Raw genomic sequence first — 18,126 nt, 5'->3', positions numbered from 1 at the left:
GGCGCGAGGTCAGGGTTCCGTGCCCGCCTCGCGCTTGAGGTCGTAGAGGATTTCCAGCGCGTCGCGCGGCGTCAGGGCGTCGATATCCATGTCCCGCAGCTTATCCCGCAGGACGTCGCACTGTTCCTCCTGAGCTTCCTGCGCCGCCGCGAACAGCGGCAAATCGCCCAGACCAGCGGCGAGACCACCCGTCTCTGCTCGCCCCTTCTCCAGCTTCTCCAGCACCGATTTGGCGCGGCTGATGACCTTTGGCGGCACCCCCGCCAATCGCGCGACGGCGAGGCCGTAGCTGCGGTCCGCCGGGCCTTCGGCGAGTTCGTGCAGCAGCACCAGTTCGCCCTTCCACTCGCGCGCACGGACGTGATGGAGCGAGAGCGCCTCGCACGTCTCTCCCAGGCGCGCCATTTCGTGATAGTGGGTCGCGAAGAGGCAACGGCAGCGGTTGGTTTCATGGACCGCTTCCGCCACCGCCCAGGCCAGCGCTAGGCCGTCATAGGTCGAAGTGCCGCGCCCCACTTCGTCGAGGATGACGAAGCTACGCTCGGTCGCCTGCGAAAGGATCGCGGCGGTTTCCACCATCTCGACCATGAAGGTCGAACGCCCGCGCGCGAGATTGTCGGATGCACCGACGCGGCTGAACAGGCGGTCCACCATGCCGATCCGCGCCGACCGGGCAGGCACGAAGCCGCCCGCCTGCGCCAGCAGCACGATCAGCGCGTTCTGGCGCAGGAAAGTCGACTTACCGCCCATGTTGGGGCCGCCGATCAGCCACAGCCGGTCATGGCTGGCAAGGCGGCAGTCGTTCGCAACGAAACGCTCGCCCTGAACCTTCAGCGCCGCCTCGACCACCGGATGACGGCCGCCCTCGATATCGAGCGAGAGGCCGTCCACCACTTCGGGCCGCGTCCAGCCGCCTTCGGCCGCCCGCTCGGCCTGTCCGGCGGCCACGTCGAGCCGCGCCAGCGCGGCGGCAGTGCGGGCAATCCCATGGCGGGCGGCGACCGCTTCGGCCACCAGTTCCTCGAAATGCGCTTCCTCGGCGGCCAGCGCATGAGCGCCCGCCTCGGTGATGCGACTTGCCTCCTCATGCAGGGCGAGCGCGTTGAAGCGCATGGCGCCTGCCATCGTCTGGCGGTGCGAGAAGCCGCTGTCCGGCTCCAGCAGCTTGTCGGCATGACGCTGCGGCACTTCGATAAAGTAGCCGAGCACGTTGTTGTGCTTGATCTTCAGCGCGGCGACGCCGGTTTCCTCGCGGTATTTCGCCTCCAGCGCGGCGATGGCGCGGCGGGCATTGCCCGACGTGACGCGCAGTTCGTCCAGCGCGGCATCGTAGCCTCCGGCGATATAGCCGCCCTGCCCGCGCTCGGTCGGCGGGGATTCCACCAGCGCCTGCGCGAAGTGATCGGTAAGCGCGGCATGACCGCCGAGGTCCGGCATCAGGCGGTCCAACAGGACCGGCAGGCCCTCCATCTGCGCCAGCCGCTCACCGATCCGCCGCGCACCGGAAAGACCGTCGCGAAGCTGGCCGAGGTCGCGTGGAGAACCCCGCCCCGCCACAACGCGGCCCAGCGCGCGGCCCACATCCGGCAGCGCCCGCAAGGCCGTGCGCATGTCTTCGCGCAGCAGGGCATCGTCGTGGAGCCATTCGACCAGTTCCAGCCGCTCGGCAATGGCATGGCGGTCCATCAGCGGGGCGGAGAGGTCTTCGGCCAACTGGCGCGCACCGGCGCCGGTGACGCAGCGGTCGATCGCCTCGACCAGACTACCCTTGCGCCCGCCAGCTGACGATTCGAGAATTTCCAGGCTGGCCCGCGTCGCCTCGTCCATCGCCAGCGCCGCATCGCTGCTGCGCGCCTCGGGCGGCAGCAGCAGCGGCAGCTTGCCGCGCCCGACATGGTCGAGATAGGCGATGAGGCCGCCCGCCGCCGCCAGCATGGCGCGGGTGAACGTTCCGAAGCCGTCGAGCGTGGCGACGCCGTGGACCAGCTTCAATCGCTCAACTCCGCCGTCGGAGGAGAACTCGTGCGCGGAACGCGGGATCGCACCGTCGGGCGCCAGTTCCCAGCCTTCCGGCACGACCAACTCGCTCGCGCCCAACCGCGCCAGCGCCGCGCCCAGCCGCTCCGGCGGACACTCTTCCAGCACCATGCGGCCGGTGGAGATGTCGCAGGCGGCGATGCCGAGCGTGCCGCGCAGATCACAGGCCGCCGCCAGCACATTGGCGCGGCGCGGCTCCAGCAGCGATTCCTCGGTCAGCGTGCCCGCCGTGATGAAGCGCACGATATCGCGCGCCACCAGTGCCTTGGAAGCCCGGCCTTCCTTTCGGGCGCGCTCCTTGGCCTCGGCCGGCGTCTCGGTCTGCTCGGCGATGGCCACGCGGCAACCGGCCTTGATCAGTCGGGCGAGATAGCCCTCCGCCGCATGGACCGGCACGCCGCACATCGGGATCGGCTGGCCGCCGTGTTCGCCCCTTGTGGTAAGTGCAATATCGAGCACCTGGCTTGCGATTTTCGCATCCTCGAAGAACAGCTCGAAGAAGTCGCCCATCCGGTAGAACAGCAGGCAGTCACCGGCCACCTCGCGCAGGGCCAGGTACTGGGCCATCATCGGGGTCACGCCCGCCTTGTCAGAATGTCCGCTCATGGGATCGAGCGTTAGCGCCGCCGGCCCCTTTAAGGGAAGCGCAGACGCGGTGCCTTTCCCCTATCGCGTCGCGATAACATTCGTTAGGGCCAGACCCAAATCGGGAGAAATCGCTTGTCCGAAAAGTCCAAGGTCCAGTTCACCGAGCGCGAGGCGCTGTTCTATCACAACACCATCCGCCCCGGTAAGATCGAGATCATTGCGTCAAAGCCCATGGCCACGCAACGCGACCTCAGCCTTGCCTATTCGCCGGGCGTCGCCGTTCCGGTCCAGGCGATCGCCGACGATCCCGCCACGGCCTACGACTACACCGCCAAGGGCAACCTCGTTGCGGTGATCTCGAACGGCACCGCGATCCTGGGCATGGGCAACCTCGGCGCCCTCGCCTCGAAGCCGGTGATGGAAGGCAAGGCCGTGCTCTTCAAGCGCTTCGCCGACGTCGATTCGATCGACATCGAGCTGGCCAGCGAGGACACCGAAGCCCTGATCGAGGCCATCGCCATGATGGAACCCAGCTTCGGCGGCATCAACCTCGAAGACATCAAGGCGCCCGAGTGCTTCATCATCGAGCAGGCGCTGCGCGAACGCATGAACATCCCGGTAATGCATGACGACCAGCACGGCACCGCGATCATCGCCGCCGCCGGTCTTATCAACGCCTGCCTCATCACCGGCCGCAAGCTGGACGAGATCAAGGTGGTGGTGAACGGCGCCGGCGCCTCGGCACTGGCCTGCACCGCGCTGATCAAGTCGATGGGCGTGCGCCACGAGAACGTGCTGGTCTGCGACACCAAGGGCGTGATCTATCCGGGCCGCGAGCGGGTGGACCAGTTCAAGTCCGCCCATGCGGTCAAGACCGACAGGCGCACGCTGACCGAGGCGTTGGTCGGCGCGGACGTCGTTCTCGGCCTCTCGGCCAAGGGCGCGATCACGCCCGAGATGGTGAAATCGATGGCGCCCCAGCCGATCATCTTCGCCATGGCCAACCCTGACCCGGAAATCACCCCGCCCGAAGCCAAGGCCGTGCGTCCCGACGCGATCGTCGCCACCGGCCGTTCGGACTATCCGAACCAGGTCAACAACGTGCTGGGCTTCCCCTTCATCTTCCGCGGCGCGCTGGACGTTTCGGCCACCGCCATCAACGAAGAGATGAAGATCGCCGCCGCCAAGGCCATTGCCGAACTGGCGCGCGAGCAGGTCCATGAAGACGTCGCCGCGGCCTACGGCGAATCGCAGCAGTTCGGCCGCGACTACATCATCCCCGCGCCCTTCGATCCGCGCCTGATGGAAGTGGTGTCGATGGCCGTCGCCAAGGCGGCGATGGATTCCGGCGTCGCCACCCGCCCGATCGAGGACTTCGAGGCCTACCGCGACCAGCTCAAGGCCCGCCTCAATCCGACCACCTCGGTGCTCACCCGCGTCTACGAACAGGTCCGCGCCAATCCCAAGCGCATGATCTTCGCCGAAGCGGACAACGAAGTCGTCCTGCGCGCCGCGATCCAGTACCGCGACTTCGGCTACGGCGAACCGATCCTGGTCGGCCGCACCCAGGTCATCCTCGACAAGATGGCGGAACTCGGCGTCGCCGATCCCGAGAGCTACCATATCGAGAACTCGATGGTCTCCGATCACGTCGCGCCGATGGTGGAGATGCTCTACGAGCGCCTGAAGCGCCGCGGCTTCCTCCAGCGCGACGTGCAGCGCATGGTCAATACCGACCGCAACATCTTCGCCTCCGGCCTGCTCAAGCTGGGTGTGGGCGATGCGATGGTGACCGGCATGACCCGCCCCTTCGCGCAGTCCATCAAGGAAGTGCGCCGCGTGCTCGACCCGGCCGAGGGCAAGCTCGCTTTCGGCATTCACCTACTGGTGGGCAAGAACCACACGGTGTTCATGGCCGACACCACCATCAACGAGCGCCCCACCGCCGAGCAGCTGGTGGTGATCGCCAAGGAAACCGCCGCCGTCGCCCGCCGCCTGGGCCACGAGCCGCGCGTGGCCTTCCTCAGCTACTCCACCTTCGGCAATCCCTCAGGCAAGTGGCTGGAGCAGACCCGCGAGGCGATCCGCATCCTCGACGAGCAGCAGGTGGACTTCGAGTACGAAGGCGAAATGGCGCCGGACGCCGCGCTGAACCCGAAGATCATGAAGCTCTATCCGTTCAGCCGCCTGTCGGCGCCGGCGAACGTGCTGATCATGCCGGGCCTGCAATCGGCCAATATCTCGGCCAAGCTGCTCAAGGAGATCGGCGGCACGACCTCGATCGGGCCGATGCTGCTGGGCGCGGAAAAGCCCGTGCAGATCGTGCCGATGACGGCGCTGGCACCGGACGTGCTGACGCTGGCCGTGCTGGCTGCGGCCGGGGTTGCCGGGTAAAAGAAAAAGGCGCCCGGTATGATCCGGGCGCCTTTTTTCGGAAATGCCGCGTTTAGAAAGACCGTCGTCCCGGACCTGATCCGGGACCGCTGGCGTTCTTTAGGCGGAAACTGGCAGAAGAGCGCCCACTGCGCCCCAACCGATGGGTGGGCCGTTCACGGCCAGCGGTCCCGGATCAAGTCCGGGACGACGGCGTCTTCACGACGTCATTCTGCCGACGCGCCCCGATCACTTCCGCCGATAGCGGAAATACCAGACCTCATGCCCGTAGACCGTGCGCGCCTTGTTCTCGTAGCGCGTTTCCGGCCAGCCGCCCGGACGGACCTGGAAGTCCTGCGGCTTGTCGCAGAGCCACTCGAACTGGTCGGTATGGCGCTGCATCACCATCAGCGCGTGGCGCACGTAGACGGCATGGTCGGTGCCGAAGCGGAACTCGCCGCCGGGCTTCAGCTTGGCCGCGAACATGTCCACCGGGCCGTCGTTCATCATGCGCCGCTTGGCATGGCGCGCCTTGGGCCAGGGGTCCGGGTGCAGCAGGTAGAGGAACGATAGCGATGCGTCGGGAATCCGCGAGAGCACTTCCAGCGCGTCGCCGTGATGGATGCGCACGTTGCCCAGCGGCGTGCCGGCCCCGTTGTCCCCCGCGACGTGGGTCAGCGCCTGCGCGACACCGTTGATGAACGGTTCTGCGCCGATGAAGCCGTGGTTGGGCAACATGTCGGCCCTTCCCGCCATATGCTCGCCGCCCCCGAAGCCGATCTCGAAATGCATCGGGCGGTCGTCGCCGAACAGCAGCTCGGACGTGACCGGGCCTTCGAGGGGAACCGCGATTCGCGGCAGCAGGTTATCGACCAGCCCCTGCTGGCCCGCGCGCAGGGGCTTGCCCTTGGCGCGGCCGTAGAGGCGGTTCAGCGTGGTCGGATCGCCGGATTTGTGAGCCGTCATGGCGCGGGGCCCTGACACCGTTGCGGGACGAGGTCAACGTTGGCCGATCATCAAAAACGAAACCGGCGCCCAAAGCGAAACGGCCCACCCTTGGGGGCAGGCCGTTCCTTCACACCTCATCGAGGCGCAAGGGGTAGGGTTCAGGCGACTTCCTGAAGCTCGTCCGGATCGCGCAGCACGTAGCCGCGGCCCCAGACCGTCTCGATGTAGTTGGCGCCGCCGCAGGCGTGGGCCAGCTTCTTGCGCAGCTTGCAGATGAAGACGTCGATGATCTTCAGTTCCGGTTCGTCCATGCCGCCGTAGAGGTGGTTGAGGAACATTTCCTTGGTCAGCGTAGTGCCCTTACGGAGCGAAAGCAGCTCCAGCATCGCATATTCCTTGCCGGTCAGGTGCACGCGGGCGCTATCGACCTCGACGGTCTTGGCGTCGAGGTTCACCACCAGCTTGCCGGTGCGGATGACCGACTGCGAATGGCCCTTCGAGCGGCGGACGACGGCATGGATACGCGCGATCAGTTCCTCGCGGTGGAACGGCTTGGTCACGTAATCGTCGGCGCCGAAGCCGAACGAGCGGACCTTCGAATCCATTTCGGAGATACCAGAGAGAATCAGCACCGGCGTCTGCACCTTGGCGACGCGCAGCTTCTTCAACACGTCGTACCCGTGCATGTCGGGCAGGTTGAGGTCGAGCAGAATGATGTCGTAATCGTAGAGCTTGCCGAGATCGAGGCCTTCTTCACCAAGGTCGGTGGAGTAGACGTTGAAGCCTTCGGCGGTCAGCATGAGTTCGATGGCCCGCGCAGTAGTCGGTTCATCCTCGATCAGCAGCACTCGCATCGAAAATTCCCTTTCGCCCCCCGTCTCGGCTCAAATCCCCAGCCGGAACGGATATTTCCGTGTATTAACCATAGGAGCAATGAAGGTTAAAGGTTAATTTGCCGTAAACAGGGATGCTCCGGGCTTTTCAGAGGCCTACGTTTTCTGCGGGCGTTAGGATTAAAACTTCTCAAGCCCCGGCTTCGGCGCCGATCTTAACGCCGATTCCGCCCGCCGCCGCGCGACGATCCGACGATCGCGGCAGGTCCAACGAAGGAGCACTTTCGATCCGCTTGAGATAGCTCCAGAGCCCGCATTGCACCCCGATCAGCATGAGGATGAAGGGTTGGAAAGCTATGCCCACGAACAGCGAACCGATCAGATAGACAACCTGGGCAAGCTGAAGCGCAATCGCCAGCGGCGCCACCCAGGCCTCGTCCGCTCCGGTGCGCCGCTTCCAGCGACGACGGATCTGCTCCATCTGCAACAGACCGGTAAGCTGGAGCAGCATCCACAGCGCAAAGCCGGGAAAGCCTTGTTCGCCCAGCATCTCGAAGTAGCTCGAATGGAACGCTCGGCCTTCTTCCACGATGTGTTCGCGGCTGATCACGGTGCTGCCGTCCACCGTCTTGCGCATCACCGTGTCGTATTCGACGCGACTCGCCTGATTGACCACGAAGCCGCCACCCAGGGGATGGTCCTTCACGTAGTCCCAGGTCCACTTCCACACGCCCAGCCTGGTGCCGGCGGACTGGTCGGCCTCGTGATTCTCGATAGTACCCATGCGCGCCAGGAATGCGGGGGGCAGGAACGGCACGGCCACCACCAGCGCCAACGCCATGCCCCCGGCGATCAGCACCTTGTGGCGCACCGTCCTGAGATAGAACAGGCAAAGCACGCCCAGACACACCAGTCCCGTGCGCGCCTGCGTTCCCACCGGGATCAGCGCGCAGGCGAAGATCAACCCGGCCGCGAAGAGAGTGACGCGCCAATCGGCCGGAAACACGGTGCCGTGCCGGACCAGCCAGAGCGCGATGGGAATGATCGAGATCGCCACCGCCGAGAGAATCGAGCCTTCGTAAAGCCCGGTGTTGTTCTCCACGAAGATCCGCAGCGTGCCGTAGCCGCCGCCGCCGCCCACGGTCTTGAGGCCGCCGTCGATGATGAGCGCGCTGGCCGCCAGCACCATCACCAGCGCCGCCGCTTCGATCCTGAGCCGCGTGCGCAAGGTGAACGGCAGGAAGATCGCGAAGACCAGCGCCTTCCACACCCAGGCCCACTTCTCCGCCGCCGCTTCCGGGTAGGCCGCGGTCCAGGTGGTGAAGCCGCAATAGAGCAGCAGCAGCACGAGAATGCCCTGCCGCAGCGTAAAGCGCGAATCGCGCTTGTCGTCGAAGGCCAGCCAGCCGAGGAAAGCGGCGGCGAAGGCCATGAGCGAGATCGGCAGGCGGGCCAGAATGCCCCACGAAATGATCTGCGGGCTGACGATGTCCACATAGAGATAGCACAGCACCCAGAGGAACGGGCGCCGGAATCCCAACAGCAGGAAGCAGACCACGAAACCGGTGAGCGCAAGGTCAAGCATCCTCGGCCTCTCCCCCACCCTCGCCCCTAATTTCGCCCGGCGACTTGCCGGATGGCCAGCGCATCTCGCGCCGGATCGGCCTTGCCGCGCGGGATGCCCGCAGGGACGCGTCCTCCCCGGAGGCAGGCTTCTCCGACCCGGTTTCCACGTCGAGGTCCGGGCGGAACAGCAGCCGCCATGCGGCAAGCGCCAGCAGTCCGTGGCTTACGGCAAGGGCAAGGATGTCCACCATCGGTGCAGGGCCTAGCAGTGCCGAGTTGACGCGGCGTTAAGCCTTGCGGACATAGGAAACTCTCATGACTCGCATCCTCCACGTCCTCGACCATTCGCTGCCGATGCACAGCGGCTACACCTTCCGGACCCGCGCGATCCTGAAGGCGCAGCAGGCGATGGGCTACGAAGTACGCGGGATCACCGGAATTCGCCACAAGGCTCCGGGCCCGGCGATCGAAGAAGCGGAAGGGCTGTCTTTTCATCGCACGACGGGGTCCGTCGCCGGACCGGTGGGCCTGCGCGAATGGCGCGAGATCGGTCTGTTCGCCGAATCGATCGACCGCGTGGTCCGCGAATGGCGGCCGGACCTGCTCCATGCGCACTCCCCTTCGCTTTGCGGCGCGGCAGCCGCGCGTGTGGCGCGCCGCCACGGCCTCCCGCTGGTCTACGAAATCCGCGCCTTCTGGGAAGACGCCGCCGTGGGCAACGGCACCGGCACCGAGGGTTCGCTGAAGTATCGGCTGACCCGCGCGCTGGAGAATCGCGTGGTGTCCCGCGCCGACGCCGTGGTGACGATCTGCGACGGCCTTCGCGACGACCTGATCGCGCGCGGCGTGCCTGCGGGCAGGATCTCCAGAATGCCGAACGGCGTCGATCTCGATCTGTTCGGCGCTCCCCCGCCGCGCGATACCGGACTGGCCCGCGAACTCGGCTTCGAGATCGACGGCAAACCCTGCCCGGTGATCGGCTTCATCGGCAGTTTCTATGACTACGAAGGGCTGGACGACCTGATCGCCGCCATGCCGCTGCTGCTGGAACGCCAGCCCGATGCGCGGCTGCTGCTGGTCGGCGGTGGCCCGCGCGAGGCGGCCCTGCGCGATCAGGCGAAGTCATCCCCTGCCGCCGAGGCGATCCGCTTCATCGGCCGCGTTCCGCATCACGAGGTGGAGCGTTATTATGCCCTGGCCGACATCATGGCCTATCCGCGCAAGAAAAGCCGCCTTACCGATCTGGTGACTCCGCTCAAACCGCTGGAGGCCATGGCGCAGGGCAAGCTCGTCGCCGCCAGCGACGTGGGCGGCCACCGCGAACTGATGACGCACGGCCTGACCGGCACGCTCTTCGCCCCCGACGATCCCGCCGCCTGCGCCCGGGCACTGGCGGATCTGCTGGAAGCGCGGGAATCGTGGGACACCTTGCGTGACGCGGGCCGCGAACATGTCCGAAAACGGCACAATTGGGCCGCCAATGTTCGCCATTATAAAGACGTTTACCAAATGGTGGCACCTCTTTAGGCCGTAAACCGCTGCGAGAGCGGGCCAACAACCATATTGCGATCTCAGAACGGGGTTAATGAACGTGGCGAAACCAGAGAACAGGAATCCCCAGCCGATCAGCCGCCATCCCCTGTTCCCGGCGATCGTCGCCCTGTGGTTTGCCGCCCTGTTCGGGCTGGGCTCGATAATCGTCAGCGCGGCACTGATTGAGCGGATCGTCGCCGCCACGGGAATCGCCAAGCTGGTGCCGATGGCCGCGCCCCCGCTGGGCACGACGGCCCGCATCCTTTTCGCGCTGTCGCTCACCGGCCTGGGCGGACTGATCGGCCTTCTCGCCGGCCGCCGCGTGGCCCAGACGGAAGACGCGCCCGCCCGCATGCCTTTCTCGGGCGCCGATGACGCAGAGGCCGCCGAGCCCGCCCCGGTTTCGGCCACGCCGAATGCACCCCGCCGCCGTCGCGCCTTCTCGCTGGTGGCCGAGGACGCCTCTTCCCCCGCCGAACAGGAAGTGCAGCAGCCGGGCGGCGAACAGCCGCCGATCCTCAATCTCTCCGACCTCGATCTGGAAGCTGTCGAAGCGGCGGGACTGGTCGATCCCGCCCTGCCGCCCGCTTCGCACGCTTTCCTTGCGCCGACCCTGAACGGGTCCGACGGCGAAGACTCAGGCGCCCTTGTGACCGAGCACGACGCCGGACCGCTTGAGGCAGAGTGGTCTCCCCCCAACGAAGATGCCCAGTTGTCGCCCGCCGGCGAAGATTCCCAGTTGTCGCCAGCCGGCGACGATGCCGACCGTCCGGGCACCGATGAAGACCACGGCCCGTTCGGCCGGATTCCCGAGTGGCTGGACCCCCGTCAGGACGCCCACACGTTTTCGCCCGCTCGCTGGGCCGTCGCCGAGGATGAGGACGCAGCACCTGCCCGTCCCGCCCCGACGCTGGATCGCAATCCGGAAGACCTGAGCAATCGTCTGTTCGAGACCTACTCGCGTACGCTGGCCGATGAGCGCCCGGAACCCGAGGCCGACCGGCTGCTTAGTGAGGACAAGGCCGTGGAAGCCACTCCCGCTCTCGCACCGATTCGATCGGAAGAGGACGGCACGCTGGCGGCACTGCGCATTGCCGGTGCCCGGCTCGACGATCTTTCGCAGATCGAGTTGCTGGAACGTCTTGCCCTGGCGATGGAGCAGGCGCGTCGCCAACGCGCCGAGGCATTCCTGACCGAATCGACGCCCTCCTTCGCGGTGCCGGACGTAGCCCCAGAAGCAGCAGGCCCTAAAGCAGCAGGCCCTGAAGCAGCGGGGCCGGACGACATTGCCGATGCCACGACCGAGGCTTCGCGTCCGCTCGGCTCTCTCCTGCCGAGGCTCGCCTCCGTCGCGCCTTTTACCGCGCCGCTGCGATCCATTCCCGATGACGAGGGCCAGATCGCTCCCGCCGCCACCACGCGCATCCCTGCCGCGCTCCGCCCCGTCGGCTTCGACGTCTTCGATGGCGACAGCCTGGACGATGCCCTGCCGGGCTATGTCCCGCCCCGCCATATCGCGCTGGCGCCCAACGCCTTCCCGGCGGTAATCGACGAAGCAGAGGAAGAGTCGGACGACAGCGGGAAGTACGCGGCCTTCAACCCGCTTTCCCGAGATTTCGAGCCCGACGAAGCCGAAGGCGAAGAGGAGGAAGCCGTCCTCGCGAACGGCTACTCGTCGCTGCTGAAGCTTTCGCGGCCATCGCCGCGCCAGAACTTCGTGCGCTTCGACGATGACGCCACCGAAGCGTTCGCGTCCGACGCCGCCGCTTCACAGGACGAGGAAGGCGCCGCACTCCGCCCGTTCGATCCGCCCGCCCGCCCGGATCCGGACGAAACGGAAAAGGCCCTGCGCACCGCTCTGGCCACCTTGCAGCGCATGAGCGGCGCCGCCTGATTCAGTCCGTTTGCCGCCTCGAAACGCGTTTCACGCAACTGAGACGCATCTTCGCATAACAAAATTCCCTTTTTTCCTGCGCACACGCACTAAATTTTGCGCGGGGCCCTCCCTTCACCATTGCAAAAGCGGCCCGTAATCGTCATGGGGGCGCAAGGGACCACCATGACGCGTAGCCGGCGCCGCACGATTCGTGCGCGTGGGGGCGCGACAAGGTCCCCGGCAAAAAATGACAGGATGGGTTTTTATCGATGGGATTTCCTAAGCCCCAGGGCCTTTATGATGCGCGTAACGAACACGATGCTTGTGGTGTGGGCTTCGTAGCCCATATCAAAGGCCAGAAAACGCATGCTATCATTACTCAGGCGCTGGAAATCCTTAAAAATATTGACCACCGCGGTGCGGTGGGTGCCGACCCCCTGCTGGGCGACGGCGCAGGAATCCTGACGCAGCTTCCCGATACCCTGTTCCGCAGCTGGGCCGCCGCCACCGGCGCCGATCTGCCCAAGGCGGGCGACTATGCCGTCGCCATGTGCTTCCTGCCGCAGGACCAGGCCAGCCGCGACCTGATCACGCAGACTTTCGAGAAGTTCATCGCCAAGGAAGGCCAGCACCTGATCGGCTGGCGCGACGTGCCCGTCACGCTCGACGGCCTCGGCAAGACCGTGATCGAATCGATGCCGGTGATCCGCCAGTGCTTCGTCGGCCGCGGTGACAACTGCGCCGACCAGGACGCGTTCGAGCGCAAGATCCTGGCGATCCGCAAGCAGACGCAGAACCCGCTCGAGGCCATGGCCCAGAAGCACAACCTGCCCGGCCTGACCGAGCTCTACATGCCGAGCTTCTCCAGCCGCACGATCGTCTATAAGGGCCTGCTGCTGGCAACCCAGGTCGGCTCGTTCTACGACGACCTGCGCAACCCCGAGTTCGTCTCTGCGCTCGGCCTCGTCCACCAGCGCTTCTCGACCAACACTTTCCCGAGCTGGAAGCTGGCGCACCCGTTCCGCTTCATGGCCCACAACGGCGAGATCAACACGGTTCGCGGCAACGTGAACTGGATGAACGCCCGCCGCCGCACCATGGAATCGGAGCTGCTCGGCGCCGATCTCGACAAGATGTGGCCGCTGATCCCGCACGGCCAGTCGGACACCGCCTGCCTCGACAACGCGCTCGAACTGCTGCTGGCGGGCGGCTATCCGCTCGTCCACGCGATGATGATGCTCATCCCGGAAGCCTGGGCGGGCAATGCGCTGATGACGCCGGAACGCCGCGCGTTCTACGAATATCACGCCGCCCTGATGGAGCCGTGGGACGGTCCCGCCGCCGTGGCCTTCACGGATGGCCGCCAGATCGGCGCCACGCTCGACCGCAATGGTCTACGCCCCGCGCGCTTCCTCGTCACCGATGACGACATCTGCGTCATGGCGTCGGAATCGGGCGTGCTTCCGATCAAGGAAGACAATATCGTCCGCAAGTGGCGCCTCCAGCCCGGCAAGATGCTCCTGATCGACTTCGAGCAGGGCCGCATCATCGAAGACGAAGAGATCAAGACCCAGCTCGCCAACGAAGAGCCCTACGAAAAGTGGCTCGAACAGGCGCAGTACAAGCTGGCCGATCTCGACGTGATCGAACCGGAACTGGCCGAGCTGCCCCAACCGACCGGCACCCTGCTCGATCGCCAGCAGGCCTTCGGTTACACGCAGGAAGACGTTAGCCGCTTCCTCGAACCGATGGCCGTCAATGCCGACGACCCGCTCGGCTCGATGGGCACCGACACGCCGATCCCGGTGCTGTCGAACAAGTCGCGCCTGCTCTACGACTACTTCAAGCAGAACTTCGCTCAGGTCACCAATCCGCCGATCGACCCGATCCGCGAGGAACTGGTGATGAGCCTGGTCACCATGATCGGCCCGCGCCCGAACCTGCTCGGCCATGACGCGGGCAGCCACAAGCGCCTGGAAGTCAGCCAGCCGATTCTGACCGATCTCGGCCTCGCCAAGATCCGCTCGGTGGAAGCCGCGCTTGACGGCGCCTTCCGCACCGAGACCATCGACATGACCTGGGACGCCGCTTCGGGCGTCGAGGGGCTGGAGATGGCGATCAAGGAAATGTGCTGGGCCGCGACCGAAGCGGTGCTGGCGGACAAGAACATCCTCGTCCTGTCCGACCGCGCCCAGGGCCCGGACCGCATCCCGATGCCGGCACTGCTGGCGACGGCCGCCGTCCACCACCACCTCGTCCGCCAGGGCCTGCGCATGCAGACCGGCCTCGTCGTGGAAACCGGCGAAGCGCGCGAAGTGCATCACTTCTGCGCTCTGGCCGGCTACGGCGCGGAAGCGATCAACCCCTATCTCGCGCTCGAAACCATCGAAGCCGTGCGCGTCCGCAAGAACCTGCCGGTGACGGCGGAGCAGGCGGCGAAGAACTACGTCTACGCCATCGGCAAGGGCATCCGTAAGGTCATGTCCAAGATGGGCATCTCGACCTACCAGTCGTATTGCGGCGCCCAGATCTTCGACGCCGTGGGCCTCTCGACCGCTTTCGTGGACAAGTATTTCACCGGAACCGCCACCTCGATCGAGGGCGCGGGCCTGGCCGAGATCGCGGCGGAAACCGTGCAGCGCCACGACGCTGCCTACGGCGACAACCCGATCTACGCCAACATGCTCGACGTCGGCGGCATCTACGGCGCGCGCGTGCGCGGCGAGGAACATGCCTGGACGTCCGAGAACATCGGCGCGCTCCAGCACGCGGTTCGCGGCAATATCCCCGCCAAGTACGAGGAATTCGCCCGCACCATCAACGACCAGTCGACCCGGATGCTCACCATCCGCGGTTTGATGGAATTCGCGCCCAGCCAGGCGATCCACATCTCCGAGGTGGAACCCGCCAGCGAGATCGTGAAGCGCTTCGCCACCGGCGCGATGAGCTACGGCTCGATCTCGTGGGAGGCGCACACCACGCTGGCGATGGCGATGAACCGCATCGGCGGCAAGTCGAACACCGGCGAAGGCGGCGAGGATCCCTCGCGCTTCAAGCCCCTGCCGAACGGCGACACCATGCGTTCGTCGATCAAGCAGGTCGCTTCGGGCCGCTTCGGCGTGACCACCGAATACTTGGTCAATGCCGACGACATCCAGATCAAGATGGCCCAGGGCGCCAAGCCCGGCGAAGGCGGCCAGCTGCCCGGTGACAAGGTGGACAAGACCATCGGCGCCACCCGTCACTCGACCCCGGGCGTCGGCCTGATCTCGCCGCCGCCGCACCACGACATCTACTCGATCGAAGACATCGCGCAGCTCATTCACGATCTCAAGAACGTGAACCCGACCAGCCGCGTCTCGGTGAAGCTGGTGTCCGAAGTGGGCGTGGGCACCGTGGCTGCGGGCGTCTCCAAGGCGCGCGCGGATCACATCACGATCTCGGGCTACGAAGGCGGCACCGGCGCCTCGCCGCTGACCTCGCTTACCCACGCGGGTTCGCCCTGGGAAATCGGCCTGGCCGAAACCCAGCAGACCCTGCTGCTCAACAACTTGCGCAGCCGCGTGGTGGTCCAGGCCGACGGCGGCCTGCGCACCGGCCGTGACGTTGCCGTCGCCGCGCTGCTCGGCGCGGAGGAGTTCGGCTTCGCCACCGCTCCGCTGATCGCGGCAGGCTGCATCATGATGCGCAAGTGCCACCTCAACACCTGCCCGGTCGGCGTCGCCACCCAGGACCCCGTCCTGCGCGCCCGCTTCACCGGCCAGCCCGAGCACGTGATCAACTACTTCTTCTTCGTTGCCGAAGAACTGCGCGCGATCATGGCCCAGTTGGGCTTCCGCACGATCGCCGAAATGGTCGGCCGCGTCGACAAGCTCGACATGAAGAAGGCGATCTCGCACTACAAGGCCAAGGGCGTGGACCTCTCCAAGGTCCTCTACCAGGCCCCGCTGGGCGACAGCCCCTCGCTGGGCTGGAGCGAAGTGCAGGACCACGGCCTCGAGAACGCGCTCGACAATGCGCTGATCGCGGGCGCCGCCGATGCGCTGGACAACCGCCAGCCGGTGCGCATCGAAAAGAGCGTCATCAACGTCAACCGCACGGTCGGCGCGATGCTCTCGGGCGAAGTGGCCCGTCGCTACGGCCATGACGGGTTGCCCGACAACACGATCAACGTGAAGCTCACCGGCGTCGCCGGCCAGAGCTTCGCCGCCTGGCTCGCCCACGGCGTCACGCTCGACCTGACCGGCGATGCTAACGACTATGTCGGCAAGGGCCTGTCCGGCGGCCGCGTGATCGTGCGCCAGCCCGGCCACGTGAACCGCGATCCGCTCAAGAACATCATCGTCGGCAATACCGTGCTCTACGGCGCGATCTCCGGCGAGGCGTTCTTCAACGGCGTCGGCGGCGAGCGCTTCGCGGTCCGCAACTCGGGTGCGATCGCGATCGTCGAAGGCTGCGGCGATCACGGCTGCGAATACATGACCGGCGGCGTGGTAACGGTGCTCGGCAAGACCGGCCGCAACTTCGCGGCAGGCATGTCCGGTGGCATCGCCTACGTCTATGACGAGGACGGCGAGTTCGACAAGCTGGTGAACCCGGCGATGGTCGATCTCATCCGCATCTCGGCCGAAGCCGACGAGGATGAAGGAACGGGCCGTCCCCAGCAGCGCACCGTCTCGGTCCGCGACCTGGGCATGGGCGACATGCTGCGCCACGATGCGGAGCGCCTGCGCATCCTGCTCGAACGCCACCACCTGCACACCGGCTCGAAGCGGGCCCGCGCACTGCTCGACGACTGGTCGAACGCGCTGGGCAAGTTCGTCAAGGTGATGCCGCGCGACTATGCGAAGGCTCTGCGCCAGCAGGAGGCGGAACGCCTCGAAGCCGCTTCGGTCGCAGCAGAATAAGATCGGGAATTAGTAAGATGGGCAAGGAAACCGGCTTCCTCGAACTGGACCGCCAGGACCGCACCTATGGCGATGCCAAGGAGCGCCTCCAGAACTACAACGAGTTCGTCGTCCCGCTGGCGCCGCAGGCGCTCAAGGACCAGGCTTCGCGCTGCATGAACTGCGGCGTGCCGCACTGCCACACCGGCTGTCCGGTCAACAACATCATTCCGGACTGGAACCACCTGGTCTACGAGGACGACTTCCGCAACGCGCTGGAAGTCCTCCACTCGACCAACAACTTCCCCGAGTTCACCGGCCGCATCTGCCCCGCACCCTGCGAGGCTGCCTGCACCCTGAACATCGTGGACCAGCCCGTCACCATCAAGTCGATCGAATGCGCGATCGTCGACAAGGGCTGGCAGGAAGGCTGGATCACGCCGAAGCCCGCCACGAAGAAGACCGGCAAGTCCGTCGCCGTGGTCGGCTCCGGCCCGGCCGGTATGGCCTGCGCGCAGCAGCTCGCCCGCGCCGGCCACTCGGTAACCGTGTTCGAGAAGAGCGACCGCGTTGGCGGCCTGCTTCGCTACGGCATCCCCGACTTCAAGATGGAGAAGCACCTCATCAACCGCCGTCTCGTGCAGATGATGGCGGAAGGCGTGGAATTCCGCACCTCCACCGAAGTCGGCGTGACCGTGTCGGTCGCCTCGCTGAAGGAAAACTTCGACACCGTCGTCTTCGCGGGCGGCGCCGAGGATCCGCGTCCGCTGAACATTCCGGGCTTCGAACTGCCCGGCGTGCGCTTCGCGATGGAGTTCCTGACCCAGCAGAACAAGCGCAACGCGGGCGACGATGAAGTTCGCGCCGCCCCGCGCGGCACGCTTTCGGCCACCGGCAAGCACGTCATCGTCATCGGCGGCGGCGACACCGGTTCCGACTGCGTGGGCACCTCGAACCGCCAGGGCGCCGCTTCGGTCACCCAGCTGGAAATCATGCCCAAGCCGCCGCTGCATGAAAACAAGGCGATGTCCTGGCCGAACTGGCCGCTCAAGCTGCGCACCTCGTCCAGCCACGAGGAAGGCGTCGAGCGCGACTGGGCCGTGCTGACCAAGCGCGTCATCGGCGACAACGACGTGCGCGCCCTCGAATGCGTCCGCGTCGAGTGGAAGGACGGCAAGATGCAGGAAGTGGCAGGCAGCGAGTTCACGCTCCAGGCCGACCTCATCCTGCTCGCCATGGGCTTCGTCGGCCCGCGCAAGGCCGGCATGCTCGACCAGTCGGGCGTCGATCTGGACGCACGCGGCAACGTCAAGGCCACCATGGCCGACTACCGCACCAGCGACCCCGCCATCTACTCCTGCGGTGACATGCGCCGTGGCCAGTCGCTGGTGGTCTGGGCGATTCGCGAAGGCCGCCAGTGCGCGCGCGCCGTGGACGAGGCGCTCATGGGCGTTTCCGAACTGCCGCGCTAAGCCCGGTAAACCTC

The 18,126-nt window shown here is 66.1% G+C and carries 10 protein-coding genes; 5 read left to right on the top strand and 5 right to left on the bottom strand.

Annotation, left to right across the window (positions count from 1 at the left end; all coding sequences use genetic code 11):
- Nucleotides 1-9: 9 nt before the first annotated feature.
- Nucleotides 10-2,607 (bottom strand): DNA mismatch repair protein MutS, encoded by a 2,598-nt coding sequence (mutS, locus tag RT424_RS08075; RefSeq protein WP_313436173.1) that lies wholly within the window; start codon nt 2,605-2,607, stop codon nt 10-12.
- Nucleotides 2,608-2,757: 150 nt separating this feature from the next.
- On the opposite strand from mutS, the gene RT424_RS08070 reads away from it, so the two are divergent.
- Complete coding sequence (locus RT424_RS08070) at nt 2,758-5,019, top strand: NADP-dependent malic enzyme (RefSeq protein WP_313436084.1); 2,262 nt, start codon at nt 2,758-2,760, stop codon at nt 5,017-5,019.
- Nucleotides 5,020-5,247: 228 nt separating this feature from the next.
- Here RT424_RS08070 and RT424_RS08065 read toward each other — a convergent pair whose 3' ends face one another.
- From RT424_RS08065 to RT424_RS08050, 4 genes are all read right to left on the bottom strand, one after another.
- Nucleotides 5,248-5,964 (bottom strand): tRNA (guanine(46)-N(7))-methyltransferase TrmB, encoded by a 717-nt coding sequence (locus tag RT424_RS08065; protein ID WP_313436081.1) that lies wholly within the window; start codon nt 5,962-5,964, stop codon nt 5,248-5,250.
- Between the two features lie 140 nt (nt 5,965-6,104).
- Nucleotides 6,105-6,800: a response regulator transcription factor CtrA gene (gene ctrA / locus RT424_RS08060; RefSeq protein ID WP_021233000.1), complete on the bottom strand. Its 696-nt coding sequence runs from the start codon at nt 6,798-6,800 to the stop codon at nt 6,105-6,107.
- 169 nt (nt 6,801-6,969) lie between these two features.
- Nucleotides 6,970-8,364, bottom strand: coding sequence for a putative O-glycosylation ligase, exosortase A system-associated (locus RT424_RS08055; protein WP_313436079.1), 1,395 nt, complete (start codon nt 8,362-8,364; stop codon nt 6,970-6,972).
- A complete protein-coding gene (locus RT424_RS08050) occupies nt 8,357-8,596 on the bottom strand; it encodes a hypothetical protein (RefSeq protein ID WP_313436076.1) in 240 nt (79 codons plus the stop codon). The genes RT424_RS08055 and RT424_RS08050 overlap by 8 nt, the downstream gene beginning before the upstream one ends.
- 64 nt (nt 8,597-8,660) lie before the next feature.
- Here RT424_RS08050 and RT424_RS08045 point away from each other — a divergent pair, with 64 nt between their 5' ends.
- The 4 genes from RT424_RS08045 to RT424_RS08030 all read left to right on the top strand — a co-directional run bounded on the left by RT424_RS08045 (nt 8,661) and on the right by RT424_RS08030 (nt 18,112).
- Nucleotides 8,661-9,872, top strand: a complete 1,212-nt coding sequence (locus RT424_RS08045) for a TIGR04063 family PEP-CTERM/XrtA system glycosyltransferase (protein ID WP_313436074.1) — start codon at nt 8,661-8,663, stop codon at nt 9,870-9,872.
- A 64-nt stretch (nt 9,873-9,936) separates the two neighbouring features.
- Complete coding sequence (locus RT424_RS08040; protein WP_313436071.1) at nt 9,937-11,772, top strand: hypothetical protein; 1,836 nt, start codon at nt 9,937-9,939, stop codon at nt 11,770-11,772.
- Nucleotides 11,773-12,023: 251 nt separating this feature from the next.
- Complete coding sequence (gltB, locus tag RT424_RS08035; protein ID WP_313436068.1) at nt 12,024-16,661, top strand: glutamate synthase large subunit; 4,638 nt, start codon at nt 12,024-12,026, stop codon at nt 16,659-16,661.
- 17 nt (nt 16,662-16,678) lie between these two features.
- Nucleotides 16,679-18,112: a glutamate synthase subunit beta gene (locus tag RT424_RS08030; RefSeq protein ID WP_313436065.1), complete on the top strand. Its 1,434-nt coding sequence runs from the start codon at nt 16,679-16,681 to the stop codon at nt 18,110-18,112.
- Nucleotides 18,113-18,126: the final 14 nt, after the last annotated feature.

The organism is Novosphingobium sp., assembly GCF_032093395.1.
Classification (GTDB): domain Bacteria; phylum Pseudomonadota; class Alphaproteobacteria; order Sphingomonadales; family Sphingomonadaceae; genus Novosphingobium.
Note: the sequence above shows the minus strand (reverse complement) of the source record. Positions and strands in the feature narration are given on the sequence as shown.

Coding starts and splice junctions, on each gene's coding strand:
- RT424_RS08050 (WP_313436076.1), bottom strand. CDS start 8,596: ATGGTGGACATCCTTGCCCTTGCCGTAAGCCACGGACTGCTGGCGCTT.
- RT424_RS08055 (WP_313436079.1), bottom strand. CDS start 8,364: ATGCTTGACCTTGCGCTCACCGGTTTCGTGGTCTGCTTCCTGCTGTTG.
- mutS (WP_313436173.1), bottom strand. CDS start 2,607: ATGATGGCCCAGTACCTGGCCCTGCGCGAGGTGGCCGGTGACTGCCTG.
- RT424_RS08045 (WP_313436074.1), top strand. CDS start 8,661: ATGACTCGCATCCTCCACGTCCTCGACCATTCGCTGCCGATGCACAGC.
- RT424_RS08065 (WP_313436081.1), bottom strand. CDS start 5,964: ATGACGGCTCACAAATCCGGCGATCCGACCACGCTGAACCGCCTCTAC.
- ctrA (WP_021233000.1), bottom strand. CDS start 6,800: ATGCGAGTGCTGCTGATCGAGGATGAACCGACTACTGCGCGGGCCATC.
- gltB (WP_313436068.1), top strand. CDS start 12,024: ATGGGATTTCCTAAGCCCCAGGGCCTTTATGATGCGCGTAACGAACAC.
- RT424_RS08030 (WP_313436065.1), top strand. CDS start 16,679: ATGGGCAAGGAAACCGGCTTCCTCGAACTGGACCGCCAGGACCGCACC.